At 38.9% G+C, this 18,973-nt stretch carries 26 protein-coding genes and 2 tRNA genes; 12 read left to right on the forward strand and 16 right to left on the reverse strand.

Annotation, left to right across the window (positions count from 1 at the left end; all coding sequences use genetic code 11):
• Nucleotides 1–19: 19 nt before the first annotated feature.
• From rpmJ to ABIL69_01545, 16 genes are all read right to left on the reverse strand, one after another.
• The gene (gene rpmJ / locus ABIL69_01470) at nt 20–133 is read right to left on the reverse strand and encodes a 50S ribosomal protein L36 (GenBank protein MEO0122661.1); all 114 of its coding nucleotides are present in this window, start codon (nt 131–133) and stop codon (nt 20–22) included.
• Between the two features lie 54 nt (nt 134–187).
• On the reverse strand, nt 188–406 hold the full coding sequence (gene infA, locus ABIL69_01475) for a translation initiation factor IF-1 (GenBank protein MEO0122662.1): 219 nt from the start codon (nt 404–406) through the stop codon (nt 188–190).
• Nucleotide 407: 1 nt separating this feature from the next.
• Nucleotides 408–1,190 (reverse strand): type I methionyl aminopeptidase, encoded by a 783-nt coding sequence (map, locus tag ABIL69_01480; protein MEO0122663.1) that lies wholly within the window; start codon nt 1,188–1,190, stop codon nt 408–410.
• Nucleotides 1,144–1,791, reverse strand: coding sequence for an adenylate kinase (locus ABIL69_01485; GenBank protein MEO0122664.1), 648 nt, complete (start codon nt 1,789–1,791; stop codon nt 1,144–1,146). The genes map and ABIL69_01485 overlap by 47 nt, the downstream gene beginning before the upstream one ends.
• Entirely contained in the window at nt 1,791–3,104 is a 1,314-nt protein-coding gene (gene secY, locus ABIL69_01490; GenBank protein MEO0122665.1) for a preprotein translocase subunit SecY, read from the reverse strand. Before secY ends, ABIL69_01485 begins: the two co-directional genes overlap by 1 nt.
• Complete coding sequence (gene rplO, locus ABIL69_01495) at nt 3,101–3,541, reverse strand: 50S ribosomal protein L15 (protein MEO0122666.1); 441 nt, start codon at nt 3,539–3,541, stop codon at nt 3,101–3,103. The genes secY and rplO overlap by 4 nt, the downstream gene beginning before the upstream one ends.
• Nucleotides 3,538–3,723, reverse strand: coding sequence for a 50S ribosomal protein L30 (gene rpmD, locus ABIL69_01500; GenBank protein MEO0122667.1), 186 nt, complete (start codon nt 3,721–3,723; stop codon nt 3,538–3,540). Before rpmD ends, rplO begins: the two co-directional genes overlap by 4 nt.
• Nucleotides 3,683–4,219, reverse strand: coding sequence for a 30S ribosomal protein S5 (gene rpsE, locus ABIL69_01505; protein ID MEO0122668.1), 537 nt, complete (start codon nt 4,217–4,219; stop codon nt 3,683–3,685). Before rpsE ends, rpmD begins: the two co-directional genes overlap by 41 nt.
• 12 nt (nt 4,220–4,231) lie before the next feature.
• Nucleotides 4,232–4,573: a 50S ribosomal protein L18 gene (gene rplR, locus ABIL69_01510; GenBank protein ID MEO0122669.1), complete on the reverse strand. Its 342-nt coding sequence runs from the start codon at nt 4,571–4,573 to the stop codon at nt 4,232–4,234.
• Between the two features lie 13 nt (nt 4,574–4,586).
• Nucleotides 4,587–5,159 (reverse strand): 50S ribosomal protein L6, encoded by a 573-nt coding sequence (gene rplF / locus ABIL69_01515; protein ID MEO0122670.1) that lies wholly within the window; start codon nt 5,157–5,159, stop codon nt 4,587–4,589.
• 16 nt (nt 5,160–5,175) lie between these two features.
• Nucleotides 5,176–5,568, reverse strand: coding sequence for a 30S ribosomal protein S8 (gene rpsH, locus ABIL69_01520; GenBank protein MEO0122671.1), 393 nt, complete (start codon nt 5,566–5,568; stop codon nt 5,176–5,178).
• Nucleotides 5,569–5,692: 124 nt separating this feature from the next.
• Complete coding sequence (locus ABIL69_01525; GenBank protein MEO0122672.1) at nt 5,693–5,905, reverse strand: DUF2905 domain-containing protein; 213 nt, start codon at nt 5,903–5,905, stop codon at nt 5,693–5,695.
• Between the two features lie 10 nt (nt 5,906–5,915).
• Complete coding sequence (locus tag ABIL69_01530; GenBank protein ID MEO0122673.1) at nt 5,916–6,179, reverse strand: FmdB family zinc ribbon protein; 264 nt, start codon at nt 6,177–6,179, stop codon at nt 5,916–5,918.
• An 86-nt stretch (nt 6,180–6,265) separates the two neighbouring features.
• Entirely contained in the window at nt 6,266–7,888 is a 1,623-nt protein-coding gene (groL, locus tag ABIL69_01535; GenBank protein MEO0122674.1) for a chaperonin GroEL, read from the reverse strand.
• A gap of 17 nt (nt 7,889–7,905) precedes the next feature.
• On the reverse strand, nt 7,906–8,193 hold the full coding sequence (locus ABIL69_01540) for a co-chaperone GroES (GenBank protein ID MEO0122675.1): 288 nt from the start codon (nt 8,191–8,193) through the stop codon (nt 7,906–7,908).
• Between the two features lie 64 nt (nt 8,194–8,257).
• A tRNA-Val gene (locus ABIL69_01545) sits at nt 8,258–8,331 on the reverse strand.
• A 469-nt stretch (nt 8,332–8,800) separates the two neighbouring features.
• On the opposite strand from ABIL69_01545, the gene ABIL69_01550 reads away from it, so the two are divergent.
• The 12 genes from ABIL69_01550 to ABIL69_01605 all read left to right on the forward strand — a co-directional run bounded on the left by ABIL69_01550 (nt 8,801) and on the right by ABIL69_01605 (nt 18,950).
• Nucleotides 8,801–8,874 (forward strand) — tRNA-Ile (locus ABIL69_01550).
• A gap of 13 nt (nt 8,875–8,887) precedes the next feature.
• Nucleotides 8,888–9,286, forward strand: coding sequence for a hypothetical protein (locus tag ABIL69_01555; protein ID MEO0122676.1), 399 nt, complete (start codon nt 8,888–8,890; stop codon nt 9,284–9,286).
• The gene (locus ABIL69_01560) at nt 9,270–10,766 is read left to right on the forward strand and encodes a DHH family phosphoesterase (GenBank protein ID MEO0122677.1); all 1,497 of its coding nucleotides are present in this window, start codon (nt 9,270–9,272) and stop codon (nt 10,764–10,766) included. Before ABIL69_01555 ends, ABIL69_01560 begins: the two co-directional genes overlap by 17 nt.
• Nucleotides 10,754–11,350 carry a GTPase domain-containing protein gene (locus tag ABIL69_01565; protein MEO0122678.1) on the forward strand — a complete coding sequence of 199 codons (597 nt, stop codon included), beginning with the start codon at nt 10,754–10,756 and terminating at the stop codon, nt 11,348–11,350. The genes ABIL69_01560 and ABIL69_01565 overlap by 13 nt, the downstream gene beginning before the upstream one ends.
• A gap of 414 nt (nt 11,351–11,764) precedes the next feature.
• Nucleotides 11,765–12,997 carry a bifunctional 3,4-dihydroxy-2-butanone-4-phosphate synthase/GTP cyclohydrolase II gene (locus ABIL69_01570; GenBank protein MEO0122679.1) on the forward strand — a complete coding sequence of 411 codons (1,233 nt, stop codon included), beginning with the start codon at nt 11,765–11,767 and terminating at the stop codon, nt 12,995–12,997.
• Nucleotides 12,994–13,455, forward strand: a complete 462-nt coding sequence (gene ribH, locus ABIL69_01575; protein ID MEO0122680.1) for a 6,7-dimethyl-8-ribityllumazine synthase — start codon at nt 12,994–12,996, stop codon at nt 13,453–13,455. The genes ABIL69_01570 and ribH overlap by 4 nt, the downstream gene beginning before the upstream one ends.
• Nucleotides 13,455–13,886, forward strand: a complete 432-nt coding sequence (gene nusB / locus ABIL69_01580) for a transcription antitermination factor NusB (protein MEO0122681.1) — start codon at nt 13,455–13,457, stop codon at nt 13,884–13,886. Before ribH ends, nusB begins: the two co-directional genes overlap by 1 nt.
• Entirely contained in the window at nt 13,864–14,592 is a 729-nt protein-coding gene (locus ABIL69_01585; GenBank protein ID MEO0122682.1) for a metallophosphoesterase family protein, read from the forward strand. The genes nusB and ABIL69_01585 overlap by 23 nt, the downstream gene beginning before the upstream one ends.
• Nucleotides 14,593–14,658: 66 nt before the next feature.
• Nucleotides 14,659–15,183, forward strand: a complete 525-nt coding sequence (locus tag ABIL69_01590; protein MEO0122683.1) for a nucleotide exchange factor GrpE — start codon at nt 14,659–14,661, stop codon at nt 15,181–15,183.
• Nucleotides 15,161–17,077, forward strand: a complete 1,917-nt coding sequence (gene dnaK / locus ABIL69_01595) for a molecular chaperone DnaK (GenBank protein MEO0122684.1) — start codon at nt 15,161–15,163, stop codon at nt 17,075–17,077. The genes ABIL69_01590 and dnaK overlap by 23 nt, the downstream gene beginning before the upstream one ends.
• A 57-nt stretch (nt 17,078–17,134) precedes the next feature.
• The gene (locus ABIL69_01600; protein ID MEO0122685.1) at nt 17,135–18,235 is read left to right on the forward strand and encodes a DnaJ C-terminal domain-containing protein; all 1,101 of its coding nucleotides are present in this window, start codon (nt 17,135–17,137) and stop codon (nt 18,233–18,235) included.
• A gap of 4 nt (nt 18,236–18,239) precedes the next feature.
• Nucleotides 18,240–18,950, forward strand: a complete 711-nt coding sequence (locus ABIL69_01605; protein MEO0122686.1) for an RsmE family RNA methyltransferase — start codon at nt 18,240–18,242, stop codon at nt 18,948–18,950.
• The last annotated feature ends 23 nt before the right edge of the window (nt 18,951–18,973 follow it).

The raw sequence follows: 18,973 nt of genomic DNA on the forward strand, positions 1-18,973 counted from the left end.
AACCTCCTTATCTAAAATATTAACCCTGTCTTTGTTTGTGCCGGGGATCCTTACAGATAATCCTGACCACACCCTTTCTTTTAATGACCCGACACTTTATGCATCTCTTCTTTATTGATGATTTCACTTTCAATTTTACTCCTTAAACAGATAGTTTATCAAATTTTTTAAAAAAGTCAATATTTTTTTATTTATAGCGCCAGACAATCCTACCCCTTGATAGGTCATAGGGTGACAATTCAAGCAAAACCCTATCCCCTGGAAGAATCTTTATGTAGCTCATTCTCATCTTTCCAGAAACATGCGCCAGAACTTTATGTCCGTTATCAAGTTCAACACGAAACATTGCATTCGGTAATGTCTCAATTATCGTTCCCTCGGTCTGTATCAAATCCTTTCTTGCCATCTCAGTTCTCCACTACCCTCGTTGCATTTAAACTACCTTTTTTTAAGATTATTATTGTATCCTCAAAATGGCACGATAACGAACCATCCCTTGTTGACACAGTCCAGCCATTAGTTAAAGTCTTTACTTCATATCTGCCCATATTTGTCATCGGCTCAATCGCCAGTGCCATACCCGGAATAAGTTCCGGATCCGGTCCACTGGAAACAAAATTCGGTATCATCGGCTCTTCATGTAGCGTCTTGCCAACACCATGTCCAGTAAGTTCCCTCACCACGCTGTATCCATTATCTTCAACAAGTTCCTGTATCGCCTGTGATATATCTGAGACATGATTACCCGGTTTTGCCTTTTCAATACCTTTTTTCAATGCCTCTTTGGTCAATTTAACAAATTTTAAAACATCTTCTGAAACCGTTCCTGATACATATGTCCTTGCCGCATCCGCGATATATCCACCGTAAACTACCCCAATATCAATCTTCACCAGGTCACCATCTTTAATCACCCTATCATCAGGGATGCCATGGACAACCTCATCATTCAAAGATATACAGGAACTCCTGGGAAATCCACGATAATTTAAAAAGGCAGGATATCCATTATGTTCAATTATTAAATTGTGTATCAAATCATCTAATTCTTTCGTCTTCATACCCCTTAAATCCATCTTTTCAATTCTCCTAAAGATTTTGTTGATGATCTCTCCCGCAAGAATAACATTTCTTATCCCTTCTTCATTTAATATAGCCATCAAGAACCTGAGATATTCTTTTGTAAACATCCTCTTTGGTCCCTGACGCATCAATAGATACAAGGACACCAAGAGATTTGTAGTAGTCACTGAGTGGACGGGTTAAATCTTCATAGACCTTAAGTCGGTTATTGATGACTTCAAGATTATCGTCTTTTCTTTTTTCAAGATGGGTACCACATTCATTGCAAGTCCCGGGAATCTTCGGTGGATTTGTAACTTCGTTATAAACAGCACCACATTTAGGACAATATAGACGACCAAGAATTCTCTTTATCAGTTCTTCTTTTGATACCTGGAGTTCAATCGCAAGTGCGATTTTTCTGTTATGGCGGGCAAGCAGTTTCTCTAACTCAATTGCCTGATTTAGATTTCTTGGAAATCCATCAAATAATATTCTATCGTTTAGATTTTCAATCACAAAATCTTCTACGATCTCAAAAACGATATCATCAGGGGCAAGAACTCCATTCTTCATATACTCTTCAACCTTCTTTCCTATGGGACTACCAATTGCAACCTCTTCTCTCAAAACATCACCCATGGAGAATTTTTTAAAGTTGTATCTTTCAACAAGAAGGTCTGCCTGGGTTCCTTTACCAACCCCTGGAGGTCCAAAGAGAAATATCATCAACGACGTCCCTTTATCCTTCCCTTTTTCATAAAACCTTCATAATGATACATCAGCAGTTGGGATTCAATCTGCTGGACCGTATCAAGGGCCACACCAACAATAATCAGCAGCGTTGTTCCGCCAAAATAAAAAGGGACCTTGAGATAGTTTATCAAATACCAAGGAACAAGGGCAATGAAACCAAGGAATAGAGCCCCCGGCAATGTAACCCGTGACAGAACCCCATCCACATAATCAGCGGTCTTCTGCCCGGGCCTTATACCCGGAATAAAACCGCCATACCGTTTCATATTCTCAGCGAGTTCTGTCGGATTGAATACTATTGATGTATAAAAATAAGTAAAAAATACGATCAAGATAAAAAATATAATATCATATGCCCAATGACCCGGTCTGAACATTTCGGCTAAATATTTTAAATTCGGAACATACGCTGCCACTGTACTTGGAAATACTACAAGCGACTGGGCAAAAATGATAGGAATAACACCGGCAGTGTTCACCCGCAATGGTAAAAATGTTGATTGCCCACCGTACATCCTTCTTCCAATAACCCTTTTTGGATATTGCACCGGAATGCGCCTCGTTGCCTGGGTCATAACAATCACTGCGGCAACTATCAAAATCATTATTACAATAACAATAAGAAGATTAAAGATAGAAAGTCCCTGGGTTGCCACGAGCTGAGCGGTTCTTAAAAAGTAAATTGGATATTCTTCAAGACAACCAATAAATATCAAAAATGAAATTCCATTACCTATCCCCTTTTCTGTGATTTGTTCGCCAATCCACATTGCGAATATTGCACCACAGGTCAGGGTCAATACCGAAGAAAGCCGAAAGACCCAGCCCGGTTCATAAACAATTGGCACCACACCGGTAGCAGTGTTGAATTTCTGCATCTCGAGATAAGCGGCGATGCCGAATGCCTGAAATGCTGCAAGTCCTACTGTCAGGTATCTCGTATATTGGGTTATCTTTCTTCGGCCTGCCTGATCCCTTTGCATTTTTTCAATCTGCGGAAATACCGAACCGAGCAACTGGAATATAATGGATGCTGAAATATAAGGCATAACGCCCAAAAAAAGTATTGCAGCCCTTGACAAAGCACCACCCACAAAGATATCATACATTCCAAATAATGAACCCTGTTGTTTTAATTGTTGCATCAATAAACCGAGCGCCTGTGCATTTATACCCGGAAGTGGTATATGTGCACCAAGCCTGTATATGATTACTGCTACAAGGGTGAAAAGAAGTTTTTTCTTTAAATCGGGAACCTTGAAAATATTCTGAAATGTGGAAATCATAGAACCAACTCCACCTTACCACCAGCGGAAATAATCTTTTCTTCTGCCTTCTTAGAAATTGCGTGTGCCTTCACAAATAAAGGTTTATCAACATTCCCCTGACTCAGGATTTTTAATTTCAAATCACCTTTTATTAGACCCTTACTTTTCAAAAATTCTGGTGTAATTTCAGTATTGGGTGCAAATTTGGCTAATTGGTATAGATTTATAATTTCAAATTCCTTCTTTGTATAATTTTTAAAACCACGCTTGGGGATTCTTCTCGTCAACGGCATCTGGCCGCCTTCAAATCCCATCTTCACCCGATACCCTGAACGCGCTTTATGACCTTTATGCCCCCTGCAAGAAGTCTTTCCATGGCCTGAACCAGGACCGCATCCTCTTCGTTTCTTTTTGTGGGTAGTCCCAATTTTGGGCCTGATTTCACTGAGTTTCATTGGACATTCTCCTCTACTTCAACCATATATGAAATTTTCTCAATCATCCCCCTCACAGCCTTGTTGTCGGGCAAAATTCTTGATTGTCCAATTCTTCTCAATCCAAGTGCTTTGAGGGTCAGTTTATGTTTTTTTACCTTATCAATTGGACTCTTTTTCAATATCACTTTTATCTTTTTCATATCTCTTCCTTAAAAAATAATCAACTGGTTTATTTCTTAATTCAGCAACCGTCTGAAGCGATCTAATGGATTTGAGTGCCTTTATTGTTGCCATTGCAAGATTAGTCGAATTCCTTGAACCAATTGCCTTGGAAAGAATATCCCTTATCCCTGCGGCCTGACAAACAGCCCTTACCGCATTTGAAGCGATAATACCACTACCCGGTAGGGCTGGTTTTAATATCACCTTACTTGCCGAAAATTTACCCGAAACCGGGTGCAGAATTGTTCCTTCAACAACATCAATTTTAACCATATTCTTCTTTGCTATCTCTGTTGCTTTCTTTATTGCCGGTGCCACTTCTGCTGATTTAGCATGTCCGATACCAACCTTCCCTGCGCCATCCCCCACAACAACACAGGCATAAAGTTTCAACCGCTTACCACCCTTTATCACCTTTGATACTCTCTTTAATTCAACGAGCCTTTCAATTAGTTCAACATTATTTTCCTGCATTTAATATTCCCCCTAAAACTTTAATCCAGCCTGCCTTGCGCCTTCAGCAAGTGCCCTGACCCGACCGTGATATTTGTAACCTCCACGGTCAAAACAGACGAGCTCTATCCCCTTTGACTTTGCAATCTCACCTATCTTTTTACCTATTTCAAGGGCAATCTCTGTTTTTTTCTTGCCCTTAAATTCTCCAACTTCAGATGACACCCCACATAAAACAATACCCCTTGTATCATCAATTATCTGGGCGTATATATGCCTATTGCTCCTGAAAACGCAAAGCCTCGGCCTGTTTTGAGAACCTACGATCTTTTTTCTTATTCTCTTATGCCTTCTTAACCTGCTTGTTAATTTCATACCTTTTCACCTGCTATGCAGTCTGACCAACTGCTCGTTTGCCCACCTTCTTGCGCAATACTTCATCTGCGTATCTTATCCCTTTATGTTTATAGGGATCTGGTGGGCGGATTCTTTTTATCTTTGCGGCAAAATCACCAAGTAATTGTTTATCAATACTCTTCAATGTAATATGGGTTAGTTCTCCTTTGTCTGCACTCTTAACCGTTTGCATCTCAAACTTTATCTCTGGTGGAAGTTGAACAGTTACAGGTTTTGTAAAACCCAAAAATAGCTGGATGCCTCCGCTCGTTGGTTGAGCACGATATCCCGTTCCTTGAATAATAAGCGTCTTTGAATAACCCTCAGTCACACCTTTTATCATATTAAGAATTAGGGTCCGCGTTGTTCCCTGTATACCCTGGGTAAATTTTGATTCATCTTTCGCTATAACCCTTATTGATTTGTCCTTCAATTCAAGTTGAACATGAGCTGAGGCAATCATCTTCAGTTCACCAAGCGGTCCCTTTACCTTTACTTCCTGCCCATTTACTTCTATCTGTACCTTATCAGGAATTACAATTGGTTTGGTTCTGAGTTTAGCCATAATCACTCCTTTTTAATTAATAAACATAGCCTATGACTTCACCACCGATTTTTTTGCGTCTCGCCTCACGGTCAGTCATCACGCCCTTTGAAGTGGTCAAAATCGCAATACCCAATCCGTTTAAAACCGTGGGAATCTCATCTTTTGAAACATATACCCGTCGTGAGCAACGGGATACCCTCTGGATGTCACGGATCACAGATTCACCTTCTTTTGAATACTTCAACATTACCGTTATCTTGCGCGGTTTCCGTTCCGAATCAACCGTAAAGTTATTTATAAACCCTTCTTCAAGCAATATCCGCAAGAGCTCCACATGCAATTTTGAATACGGCACAATAACTTCTGTCTTATTGGCACGACAGCCATTCCTGATAATAGAAAACATATCAGCAATTGGATCAACCACCGATGCCTCCTAACAATAAATTATATTCAAAGCCCTTTCTATAAATTATATTCATAAACATAGACTTTTATTATAATTATTTTCTAAAAAAAGTCAAGAGAGAAATGCATTAATTTCTAAAATTCTATTTCCGAAAAATCAGGTTGAGAATTATGGTTAAAACTATTGATAAAACAATGCTTGATACAATCGGAAAATAGAAAATAAAATTGTCTTTTTTTATGACAATATCTCCAGGCAATCTGAAAATGGAAACCTTTTGAGAAATTAAAAATAAAAAACCCATAACAATAAAAATAATGCCTAATATTATAAGAAACTTTCCGATACTAAACATATTCAGATCTTTATTTATCTTTTTTGTGGGTTATTGCCGGCTTTTCTTCGGGTTTTTTCAATTCAGATTTTTTCTCTTCTTTGGGCAGGCTCGTCTTTTTATAATCAGTTATATAAAAACCACTCCCCTTGAAAATCAAACCTGCACCACCGGATATCAACCTTCTCACACACCCCCCACATTTTGGACATTTTTCAATCTTTGGTTCATTAATACCCTGGAATATTTCAAACAGGTATTTGCAGTTATTACATTCGTATTCGTAGGTGGGCATAATTATGGATTCTCTTTGGGTTAGGGTTTAGATGCTGGTCATTTTATCGATTTCCAGCATCCCAACCCCAACCCTTAACCTATTCTTTAATACTCACCGTATCCGCCGGGCGGTGCAGGTGGAGTCTTCTCTTCCTCAGGTTTTTCAACAACAACTGCTTCAGTAGTGACGAGTAGCGATGCAATGCTTGCCGCATTTTGTAATGCAGTTCTGACGACCTTGGTAGGATCAATGATTCCTGCCTCAACCAGATCCTCAAATTTCTCGTTGAGCAAATTAAACCCGATATTTCCTTTTTCCTTCTTTATCTGTTCAACGATAACCGAACCTTCTTTACCCGCATTCTCGGCAAGTTGTCTTGCTGGTTCCTCAAGTGCCCTTTTTACAATCTCAACACCAATCTGCTGATCACCCGGCAATTTCAATTTCTCAAGTTCCGGGATACAACGAATTAAAGCAACACCACCACCCGGGACGATACCTTCTTCGGCTGCTGCCTTAGTAGCATGTAGCGCATCCTCAACCCTTGCCTTCTTTTCTTTCATTTCAACTTCGGTCGCGGCACCCACATTCAGTACTGCAACACCACCCGATAGTTTTGCCAGTCGTTCCTGAAGTTTCTCACGGTCATAATCGCTCTTGGTCTCCTGAATTTCATTTCTGATCTGATTGATGCGTGCCTGGATATCAGATTTTTTACCAGCACCTTCAACAATTGTAGTATTTTCTTTATCAATGACAACACGTTTTGCCTGTCCTAAATCAGAGATCTGCACATTTTCAAGTTTTATGCCTATATCCTCAGAAATCAATTTTCCACCTGTCAGTATTGCAATATCCTCAAGCATCGCCCTTCTCCTATCACCATATCCAGGTGCTTTAACGGCACAGCACTGCAGAGTCCCACGAATCTTATTTACAACGAGTGTTGCGAGTGCTTCACCCTCAACCTCTTCGGCAACAATAAGTATCGGTCTTCCTTTCTGAGCAACCTTCTCAAGAATTGGAAGAAGGTCTTTCATTGCGCTGATCTTCTTTTCATATAATAATATATATGTATCTTCCAATATGCATTCCATACGTTCTGGATTGGTTATAAAATAAGGAGATAAATATCCGCGGTCAAACTGCATACCTTCAACAATATCCACGGTGGTCTCAAGGCCCTTTGCTTCCTCCACCGTTATCACCCCGTCCTTACCGACCTTATCCATCGCCTCTGCAATCTTTTTCCCGATCACCTCGTCATTATTAGCAGAAATCGTTGCAACCTGATATATCTCGGTTGTTCCTTTTATTGGCGTTGAAAGTTTCTTTAATGATTCAACCACGGTCTCAACTGCCTTATCAATACCCTTTTTAATTTCCATAGCATTGGCACCCGCAGTCACGGTCTTCAAACCTTCACGATAAATCATTTCCGCAAGTATTGTTGCGGTCGTAGTCCCGTCTCCTGCAACATCAGAAGTTTTGGAAGCAACCTCTTTCACCATCTGGGCACCAACATTCTCAAATTTATCTTCAAGGTCAATCTCTTTTGCAACCGTCACACCATCTTTAGTAATCGTTGGGGCACCAAATTTTTTCTCCAGGATAACATTGCGACCTTTGGGACCCAAAGTGACCTTGACCGCATTGGCTAATATTTGCACGCCTCTTAAAATAGACCTTCTTGCCTCTTCATCAAATTTAATAATTTTTCCTGCCATATTTCACGCTCCTTTCTTTACTTCTGAATAATACCTAATACATCATCTTCACGAATTATCAAATATTCCTTATCCTCAATCTTCACCTCAGAGCCCGCATACTTACCGAAGAGTATGATATCACCCTTCTTAACATCCATAGGAATACGATTTCCTTTTTCATCCCTACGGCCATCACCAACTTCAATCACCTTGCCCTGCTGGGGCTTTTCCTTAGCCGTATCAGGGATTATTATCCCACCCTTTTTTACTTCCTCTTCAATCCTTTCCACAAGGATATGGTCATGGAGTGGTTTTATTGTCATAAGCATACCTCCTTTCTTTCAATTTTATTATAAAAATCCCCTAACCTTGATAAAAATATTAATCTGGGCGAAACCCGATTTGAACGGGTGACCTTCTGCTTGTAAGGCAGACGCTCTCACCATCTGAGCTATTCGCCCTTTAGACTTACTATTATAGTCAAAAGTTTAGTTTTGTCAATGTTTGACTTTTTTTAAATTTTGAGTATAATATATTGGCTCTGTTAGAACCGCTGTATCCTATTAAAAAACCCGTACTCCCTCCTACGGGCTAAAGATACAGCAGGGAATTCTAATGGGGCCACATTTTTTAAACACCAAACCCTAATTACCAATATTTAGGCTCACCTCTTTACCCAATTTCAAAAACCATGATTCATTTCACGTTTACGAAATGCCTTTTGTCATCGTTCGTAAGAATTGTAGTAGCAGACCTTGGTCTGCAGATATCTAAAAGCCCGGTAAGCTTAGCCATTAGATTTCAATCGGTCGTTTAAGCACTAAAAATCCTTTAAACAAAAGTGGAAAGAACTCAACAATGCGATATATTGACACTTCCTGAATTTTATATATAATATATTTCAGTTATATGAAAAATTAGACTAACAAGGGGCCCGTAGCTCAGGTGGTTAGAGCAGCTGACTCATAATCAGCGGGTCGTGGGTTCAAGTCCTACCGGGCCCATTTTTAATTAATAATGAAATGGCAAGTACATCCGGCAAAGAAAAATATCACAAAGACAATCCTGAGCACGGCATTTATAATTATTTTTCTCTCCCTCATCGCTATTTTTTATAACCTGTACTGGGCATTGCTCGGTTTAATCTTTCTCATTGCTTCTTTAAATTCTTATTATTTTCCGACAACTTACGAAATCACTGATGAAGAAGTAATCGTAAAGACAATATTCTCCACCAATAAAAGAAAACTCAAGGAATTCAAAAAATATTATATTGGAAAAAACGGAATTCTTTTGAGTCCCTTTACCCATAAAACATTCTTAAATAACTTCCGTGGGATATTTCTATTATTGCCCGAAGAGCGCAACGAGATAATAAATTTTATCAAAGGCAAGTTTAATGAAGACAATGGATGATATTCTGATTCAGAGATATGCAAATGCATTCAACATTCCCTATGAACTTGCCTGTATAATCAGCAAAAGATTTCCTGATTATAATGAAGCAAAAAAATTTTTGTATCCTGAAATAGACCATTTAAAGAATCCCTTAGAATTACCTGATATACAAAAGGCAGTTGAAATATTAATAGAAGGGATTAAAAATAATGAGAACATTCTCATCTACACCCATGATGACCCGGATGGATATACTTCCGCAACGCTCCTTTACCAAACACTTTTAGACATACGGCGCAAAGGAAGTCCTTATATATTTATATATCCAATCAATCGTGAAAAGGATGGATATGTTTTAAACCCTGAGGTATTAAAAGAGTATATTGAAAAGGGTGTGAAAATCCTTGTCACTGTTGATTTTGGCATAAGCAATCCAAAAAATTTTGAGGTTGCCCGTGAACTGGGATTAAGACTGGTTATATGCGACCACCACGAAACTGACTTTAATGAATTTCTTGTTCCTGCGGTAGATCCAAAACGAAAAGATTCTAAATATCCATTCCGTGAACTCGCCGGTGTTGGTGTAACACTTAAATTATGTCAGATGATTTATAAAACTGCATTCGGGATCAATGACCGGGATTTTTTCAAACTGAAAAAAGAATTCACTGCCATAGCAATGATTGGAACACTTGCAGACAGGGTTATGCCGCTTGATGAAAACCGCATTATTTGTTATGAAGGTCTAAAGGCATTCAGGGAAATAGATAAACCCTGGGCAAGACATTTTTTAACTGATAACTCAATTAATATTCCATACATTTTTAATGAGATAATTCCACTATTACAATCTGCGGCATTGGAAGATTCGCAACTGGGCATTGATTTTTTTATTTCACCTGATTTTTTAAAAGTCGTTGAAAAGTTGAAATCAATAGAAAATGCGAGAAAAGAAAACATTGAATATCTATTCCAGATTGCTTTAAATGTTGCAAAGGTCTATCCGAATATTGTTATATCGGTAATTCCTTATGAAGCAATAAATGAAAAGCAAAAAACAAAGATAAATAACCTTGGTGCAGTGGTTTCAAAATTGCGCGACAATTTCCATAAGACTGCAGTAGCAATGATAATAAAAGAAGGGAAATGTTATGCAGAATTGCGCTCTTACGATATCAATCTTTTTGAATTTCTGAATAGATCAAAGGAACTTTTTATTGACTTTGGCGGTCACAGAAGGGCAGCAGGTTTTTCAATGTTTGAAAAATTTCTTGATAAATTTGTTGATTATGCTACAAAAATGCTACCGGAGCCCACAATAGAAAACAAAAAAAAGATGGAACCGGAGGCAATCATTGATAAATCTAAAATAAAACTCCTTGAGCCGTTGTTGCCTTTTGGTGAAGGTAATCCCTCTCCACTATTGACTGATGGCATTGATTTATATACAATAGATAACAGGTTGAATATTATTGAGATAGGATTATGGCAAACCTAAATTATAACTTAAAAGAGTTGAACCTGAAGATTGTCTATTATGGCACCGGACTATGCGGTAAGACAACGAATCTGCGCTCAATATATGCAGCATTCCCCCAGGAAAGAAAAGGAAGGATGATGAGTTTGGCAACAGAACTTGACCAGACCCTGTTCTTTGACTTATTACCCCTTGACATGGGGAGTGTAAAGGGATGGAAACTAAGATTTCATTTATTTACGGTGCCGGGGCAGGTTTATTATAATGTCTCAAGGAAACTCGTATTAAGGGGTGTTGATGGGCTCGTTTTTGTCGTTGATTCTCAAGAGGAAAGATTGGAAGAGAATATAGAGAGTTTTAATAACCTTAAAGATAACTTACAGTCCTATGGTCTGGATTTAAAGGATATACCAATGGTAATCCAGTATAATAAAAGGGACCTGCCCAATATAATGCCCATCGGAGACCTACAGATTTATATCAACAGGGATGGTTATACCTATTTTGAGGCCGTCGCCATAAGGGGGATTGGAGTCTTTGACACCCTAAAATCAATCTGTCAGAAGACCATTCTAAAACAGATTGATAACATTCCTGAAGTATAAGGAAAATCCAAAATTATAAAAATCCTTCCTCAAACTCTTAGAAAGTAAGACCGGTAAACCCTCGGCTGGGTATTAAAAATACTAAAAATTCTCTTATCCCTTCTATATTGGGTTTACAACTAAATGCAGGGCAAGGCTTTAGCCTTGCGCTCACCCGGAAGCATCGGAACAGGAATATCGTGCCCATAAAAATTTCTGGTAGCCACAACCTTCAAATTGCGTAGGGTCTTAAAGTCGAGCAAGCTCGACCACTACAAATGTTTGAAATATAGTCGTAGAGTCTACTCTGTAAATGTTAAGCTAACTCAACAACTACATTTAAATGCTAATGTCTCTTCCCTCGCTCAAATTAGAGTATAATCCCCTAATAAACATTTTTGTTGACTTTTACAGAATTTTCAATAAAATATTTGTATGCTTGATACGATTGAAAAAGCAATAAGAGAGATAAAAAAAGGTAAACCTGTAATCGTTGTTGATGATGAAAATCGTGAAAATGAAGGCGATTTTATTGCTGCCGCAGAAAAAATTACCCCCAAACTCGTGAATTTTATGGCCCAGTATGGGCGTGGGCTCATTTGTGTTGCGCTTCCTGCCGAACGCCTTGAGCAGCTTGATATCCCAATAATGGTAAATAATAATACCGCAAAATTTCAAACTCCTTTTGCCGTGAGCGTTGATTATAAAATAGGAACCACAACCGGAATATCTGCCTTTGATCGTGCAAAAACAATAAAGGCACTCATTAACAAAGATACAAAACCTGAAGACCTTGCCCGCCCTGGTCATATATTTCCGTTAAGGGCAATGGAAGGTGGGGTATTAAGGCGCGCAGGACATACCGAAGCGAGCATAGATCTATCCAAACTTGCCGGGCTTTATCCGGGCGGTGTTTTATGTGAAATAATGGATAGCGATGGGAGAATGGCAAAATTACCCAAACTGAAAAAAATTGCGAAAAGGTTTAATCTTGCAATCATCACAATAAAAGACCTGATTGAATATCGCCGGAGAAGAGAAAAACTTATAGAAAAGATACTTGAGACAAAATTTCCGACCAAGTACGGAGATTTCAGACTTTTGTTATATGAAGATAAAATAAACTTTGAACACCATATTGCCCTTGTGATGGGTAATGTGTATGGGAAAAAAGAAGTCCTTGTCAGGGTTCATTCACAGTGTCTAACCGGTGATGTATTCCATTCGTTAAGATGTGATTGTGGAGATCAGCTTGATAAGGCACTCAAGATGATTGCACAAAATAAATTGGGGGTATTTCTTTATATGAGGCAGGAAGGAAGGGGTATTGGTCTGGTAAATAAATTAAAGGCATATCATTTACAGGATAAGGGATTGGATACAGTGGAAGCAAATATCAAGCTCGGTTTTCCACCGGATTTAAGGGATTATGGTATCGGTGCCCAGATACTTGCCGACCTCGGTCTCTCCACAGTCAAACTATTAACCAATAACCCCAAAAAGATAATAGGGCTTGAAGGCTATGGACTAAAAGTAGTAGAACAGATTCCAATATTTGCACCAAATAAATGCAATATAAATTATTTGAGAACAAAAAGAAGAAAGCTTGGGCATTTAATACCTGATGCTGTAATAAATGCTCCCAATCTTAAAGGAGGCAGTATATGAAAGAAATTAGAGGAAATCTCATAGGCACTGGTAAAAAATTCGCCATTGTCGTATCCCGGTTTAATGAGTTCATCTCGCGCAAACTTCTTGATGGTGCAATTGACTGCCTGTTGAGACATAATGTAAATGAAAAGGATATCAGTATCTACTGGGTTCCGGGAAGTTTTGAAATCCCTGGATTGGTAAAGAGATTGCGTAACAAAAAGATTGATTGCATAATATGCCTTGGTGCAGTGATACGAGGCGATACACCGCATTTTGACTATATCGCAAGTGAAGTGACCAAAGGAATAGCCCAGTTGAATCTTGAATCAGGGCCCCCGGTAGTGTATGGCATAATTACTGCTGACTCAACCGACCAGGCAATTGAGCGGGCTGGAACAAAGATGGGTAATAAAGGATGGGATGCAGCGTTAACAGGCCTTGAACTCGTAAATCTTTATGCTGAAGTGGAATAATGAGCCGCAGGTTAGCGCGTGAACTCGCACTAAAAATTCTTTATGCACACGAAAGTGGAAGGGATGAAACACAAAAGGTTATAAATGAAATTTTTGGTAAAAAAAAATATCATAATGAGGACAAAAAATTTGCTACAGCACTGGCTATGCTTACCATAGAGAATAATAGTAAAATAGATGATTATATAAGAGGTACTTTGCAGAACTGGGAATTTGAAAGGATTGGAACGATTGATAAATTAATATTGAGAATGGGAATCTGTGAATTTCTTTTTTTTGATGATATTCCTTTTGAAGTATCAATAAATGAAGCGATTGAACTCGCCAAAAAGTTTGGCACCGACGAATCAAATAAATTTGTAAATGGCATTCTTGATGCCATTGCGAAAAAAGTAAAGAAAAATAAAAATGAAAGCAGCAATAATAAGTGATATACATTCAAACTTGGAAGCCGTTCAGGCAGTCATCAAAGACATAAAAAAGAGAAGAATAAAAAATATATTTTGCCTTGGCGATGTTGTCGGCTATGGTGCAAATCCTAATGAATGTGCAGATATATGCTTTAAAGAATCTGATGTGATAATTGCAGGTAATCATGACTGGGCAACTACCGATAAAACAGATACATCAAATTTTAATAAAGTAGCGGCTACCGCAGTAAAATGGACTAAAGAACATATCAAACCAGAATACTATAAGAAATTGCGGGAACTACCTCTTACACAAAAAATTGATAATTTACTTCTGGTGCATTCTACCCCGGAAAATCCAGAGGAATGGCACTATCTTTTCAATCTTGATGAATTTGAAAAGCAATTCAATTTCTTTACTGAACAGATATGTTTTATTGGACATTCGCATATTCCGAGCGCAGTTTTTCAGGATGATAATGGATACACGGATTTTCTCCACGAAAATCCATTCCCGATTATAAAAAAGCGGAGGTATATAATTAATGTAGGAAGTGTAGGACAACCCCGCGACCTTGACCCGCGTGCGAGCTATGTAATATATGATGGAAATAAAAATAGTATTGAATTTGTCAGAATAGAATATAATATACCACTCGCGGGGCAAAAAATATTAGAAGCCGGACTACCAGAGATTTTATCAGAAAGACTGCTTGTCGGAAAATAATGTACCTGTTGCTAAACCTCTTTTAATAGGGGCTGTCTAAATTTTGGAAAAAGGAGAATTTTTAAAATGGTGAAAAAAGGACCTGTCAGTTTAATGAAAGAGGAACTGGAAAAAAAAGAGGCTGAAGTGAAGGAACTTCGTGACAACTACCTGCGTGCTCTTGCTGATTGGGATAATTATCGTAAGCGAATGGAGAATGAGTTTGCGGAATTTAAAAAGTATGCTAAAATTGATTTTCTTTCCAAGATTCTACCGGTGCTTGATAATTTTGATCGCGCACTTGCGGGGGCAGAATTGAATCCAAATTTTGAAAGTTTCTTTAAAGGCGTTGAAATTATTGAGAGGCAATTAAGAGAAATTTTAAAATCAATGGGTTTGATTGAATACTCTGGATTGGGCGAACAATTTGACCCGACGCTGCATGAAGCGGTCGGTGTGATTGCCACAAACGACCATCCAGAGAATACAATTATAGAAGAAATTAGCAAGGGTTATAAAGTTGGAGACCGGGTGATAAAACCGGCAAAGGTCCTGGTTTCTAAACCTGATGAAAAAGGAGGTCAAGAAAATGTCCAAGATAATCGGGATTGATTTAGGAACAACTAATTCTTGTGTTGCAGTTTTAGAGGGTGGGCAACCAGTAGTGATTCCCAACCCTGAGGGTGGTAGGACTACACCATCAGTTGTTGCATTTACTAAGACTGGTGAAAGACTCGTAGGACCACTCGCAAAAAGACAGGCAATTACCAATCCACAGAATACGGTATATTCAATAAAGAGATTTATGGGCCGTCGTTATTCCGAGGTTCCACAGGAGATAGCACGCGTTCCCTACAAAGTTGTGGAACATTCCAATGGTGATGCCTGGGTTGAAGTAATGGGTAAGCAATATTCACCACCCGAGATTTCGGCTATGATACTGCAATATCTAAAACAGGCTGCGGAGTCATACCTTGGAGAAAAAGTAACAAAGGCAGTAATAACTGTTCCTGCATATTTCAATGATTCGCAGCGACAGGCAACAAAGGATGCTGGTAGCATTGCGGGGCTTGAAGTTCTAAGGATAATCAACGAACCCACTGCCTCTTCGTTGGCTTACGGACTCGACAAAAAGAAACACGAAAAAATTGCAGTATACGATTTCGGTGGTGGAACATTTGATATTTCCATTCTTGAGATTGGTGAAGGTGTATTTGAAGTCCTTTCTACAAATGGTGACACCCATCTTGGTGGGGATGATATTGACGAAAGAATTATGCACTACATCGCTGATGAATTTATGCGCGAACATGGTATTGATTTGAGAAAAGATGTTACTGCATTACAGCGCTTAAAAGAAGCAGCAGAAAAGGCAAAATGTGAACTATCAACAGTAATGGAAACAACCATCAGTCTTCCATTCATCGCTTCTGACAAAGACCGCACGCCACTCCACTTAGAAATGAAACTTACCCGTGCAAAGTTAGAAAGTCTTGTAGAAGACTTGCTCCAGCGTTCAATACCCCCAATAAAACAGGCACTCCTTGATGCCAACTTAACTATTCAGGATATCAATGAAGTCGTACTCGTTGGTGGCCAGACAAGAATGCCGAGAATACAGCAGATTGTCAAAGATTTCTTTGGTAAAGAACCCCATAAAGGTATCAACCCTGATGAAGTCGTTGCAATAGGTGCAGCAATTCAAGGTGCGGTTCTTTCTGGTGAGAAAAAAGATATTCTATTACTTGATGTTACACCACTCACCCTTGGTATTGAAACCCTTGGTGGTGTTATGACACCGATAATACCACGCAATACCACAATACCTACAAAAAAATCCCAGATATTTACAACTGCTGAAGACAATCAGACCGCCGTGACTGTCCATGTTTTACAGGGCGAAAGGCCTATGGCAAGTCAGAACCGAACCCTTGGCAAATTTGATCTTTACGGCATCCCTCCAGCCCCAAGGGGTATTCCGCAGATTGAGGTGACCTTTGATATTGATGCTGATGGCATTCTCCATGTCTCGGCAAAGGATCTGGGAACAGGCAAGGAGCAAAAAATAAGAATCACCGCATCCAGTGGTCTGTCAAAAGAGGAAATTGATAGAATGATGAAGGAAGCGGAAGAACATGCGGCTGAGGACCGTCGTCAACGGGAATTGATTGAAGCAAGGAATAAAGCAGATTCAGTCATATACAGTGTGGAAAAAACACTTAAAGATTACGGTGAGAAGATTTCATTTGAAGAGCGGAGTGAAATTGGCAAAAAACTTGAAGTTTTGAAACAGAAAAAGGATGGTACTGATATTAACGCTATCAACCAGGCAATTGATGATTTACAGCAGGCTGTTTATAAACTTTCAGAGGCGGTTTATCGTGAAGCAGCGAGTAAAGCTCAACAAACCGGTCCTTCTGAACCCCCGCCACAGGGTCCCAAGCCTGAAGAAGGGCAACCTGGTGGTGCGGACTATCGGGTAGTTGACGACGAGGGTAACAAATAGAGAATATTAGGATATCAGGGCACCTGGGTAGCAGGCAGAATTTATTCTAATTAAATTATGAAAAAGGATTATTACGAAATCCTCGGGGTATCAAGAAACGCAAGCCCTGAAGAGATAAAAAAGGCATATCGGGAACTCGCAAAGAAATGGCATCCGGATATGAATCCCAATAACAAAAAGGAAGCCGAAGAACGATTCAAAGAGATATCAGAAGCCTATGAAGTCTTAATGGATCCACAAAAAAGACAGTTATACGATAATTATGGTCACGATGGGGTGTCACAAACATTCCGTGGTGGTGGATTTACATGGGATGATTTTACCCATTTTGATGATTTGCAGGATATTCTTGGTAATCTATTTGGTGGTTCAATATTCGAAGACTTTTTTGGCACAACAACCAGAACCAGTACAGCACGACAGCGGGGTGGAGATATAAGGGTTGTATTAAAGGTTTCACTCGAAGAGATAGCAAATTCAGCCAAAAAACAGTTCAAGGTAAATCGTTATGAATATTGTTCTGCCTGTTCAGGAAAGGGTGGATTTGATTTTACTGCCTGCCCCCAGTGTGGTGGTAGGGGGCAGATAAGAACTCAGACAAGAAGTTTTTTCGGTACATTCACAAATGTCTCAACCTGCCATAGGTGCCAGGGAAGTGGCGAGATAGTAAAGACACCTTGTGCAAAGTGTGGTGGTAGCGGAAAGATAAAAATTTCAAGAACCGTAGAAATAAAAGTTCCGCGCGGTGTGAGCAACGGACAATACATAGTCTTACGTGGAGAGGGTCATTATGGACCTGGTGGCAAGGGAAATATAATTGTAGAATTTGAAGAAAAACCCCATGAATATTTTGAACGGCATGGAGATGATCTTTTAATTAAAATATCTGTTCCATATTCTACCCTTATTAATGGCGGGACAATTGAAATCCCAGGATTAAATGGCACACGAGATGTTGTGAAAATTCCCCGCGGCTGTGGAGCACCTGAAATAATAAAATTAAAAGGTAAGGGAATGCCCAAGATAAATGGCGGTTATGGTGACCTTTATGTTGAAATAGGGTTGAAACCCCTACAATCTTCAGACCGCCATCTTAATAAAATTATTGATGAACTTAAAAAATATGAAGGGGAACCGTTGATTAAAAAACGTATTTAACCTTATGAATGATGTACCCCATAATCTTTTTTTTATAAGAGACGAGCAGATTCAAAATAACCAGATTCTGTTTACCGGTCCTGAGTTCCATCATATAAAAAATGTTCTGAGGAAAAAAACGGGTGAAATAATTTATTTTACAAATGGAAAAGGAAAAAGTTATAAAGCAATTATTGAACAAATACTCCACAATGCGATGGTAATAAAAGTTATGGAGGAAGGAACAGTACCGAGACGCAATAAAATAAATATTGACCTCGGAATTGTTCCATTAAAAAGTGGCAGGACTGATTTTATCATTGAAAAAGGAACTGAACTTGGTGTTAACAAATTCATATTTTTTATATCAAAATTTTCTGTGATTAGAAGTTTAACTCCGCCCAGAATCGAGCATTTCAAAAAGATTGCCCTATCAGCAATGTTACAATCCCAGCAATATTATCTACCAGAGATAATCTTTGTCAAAGACATACAAAAAGAATTTTCAAATTATGACCTCGTTGTTGTCGGCGACCGAGATGGAAAAGATAAAGTTATGCCCGGCGTACAGAATATTCTTTTAGTGATCGGTCCAGAAGGAGGTTTTTCCCCTGAAGAAATAGAAACATTTTTGAACAATAAAGTAAAGTTTATTCCTTTCAGTATCAATCGGCTGCGCAGCGAAACCGCAGCCCTTGCCGGGATAGTAAGTATACTTTCCTATTACTCGCTATAATAAATATTGACATTGTCATTTTT

It is taken from the genome of candidate division WOR-3 bacterium, from assembly GCA_039802005.1.
GTDB lineage: Bacteria > Hydrothermota > Tepidihabitantia > SM23-42 > JAOAFX01 > JAOAFX01.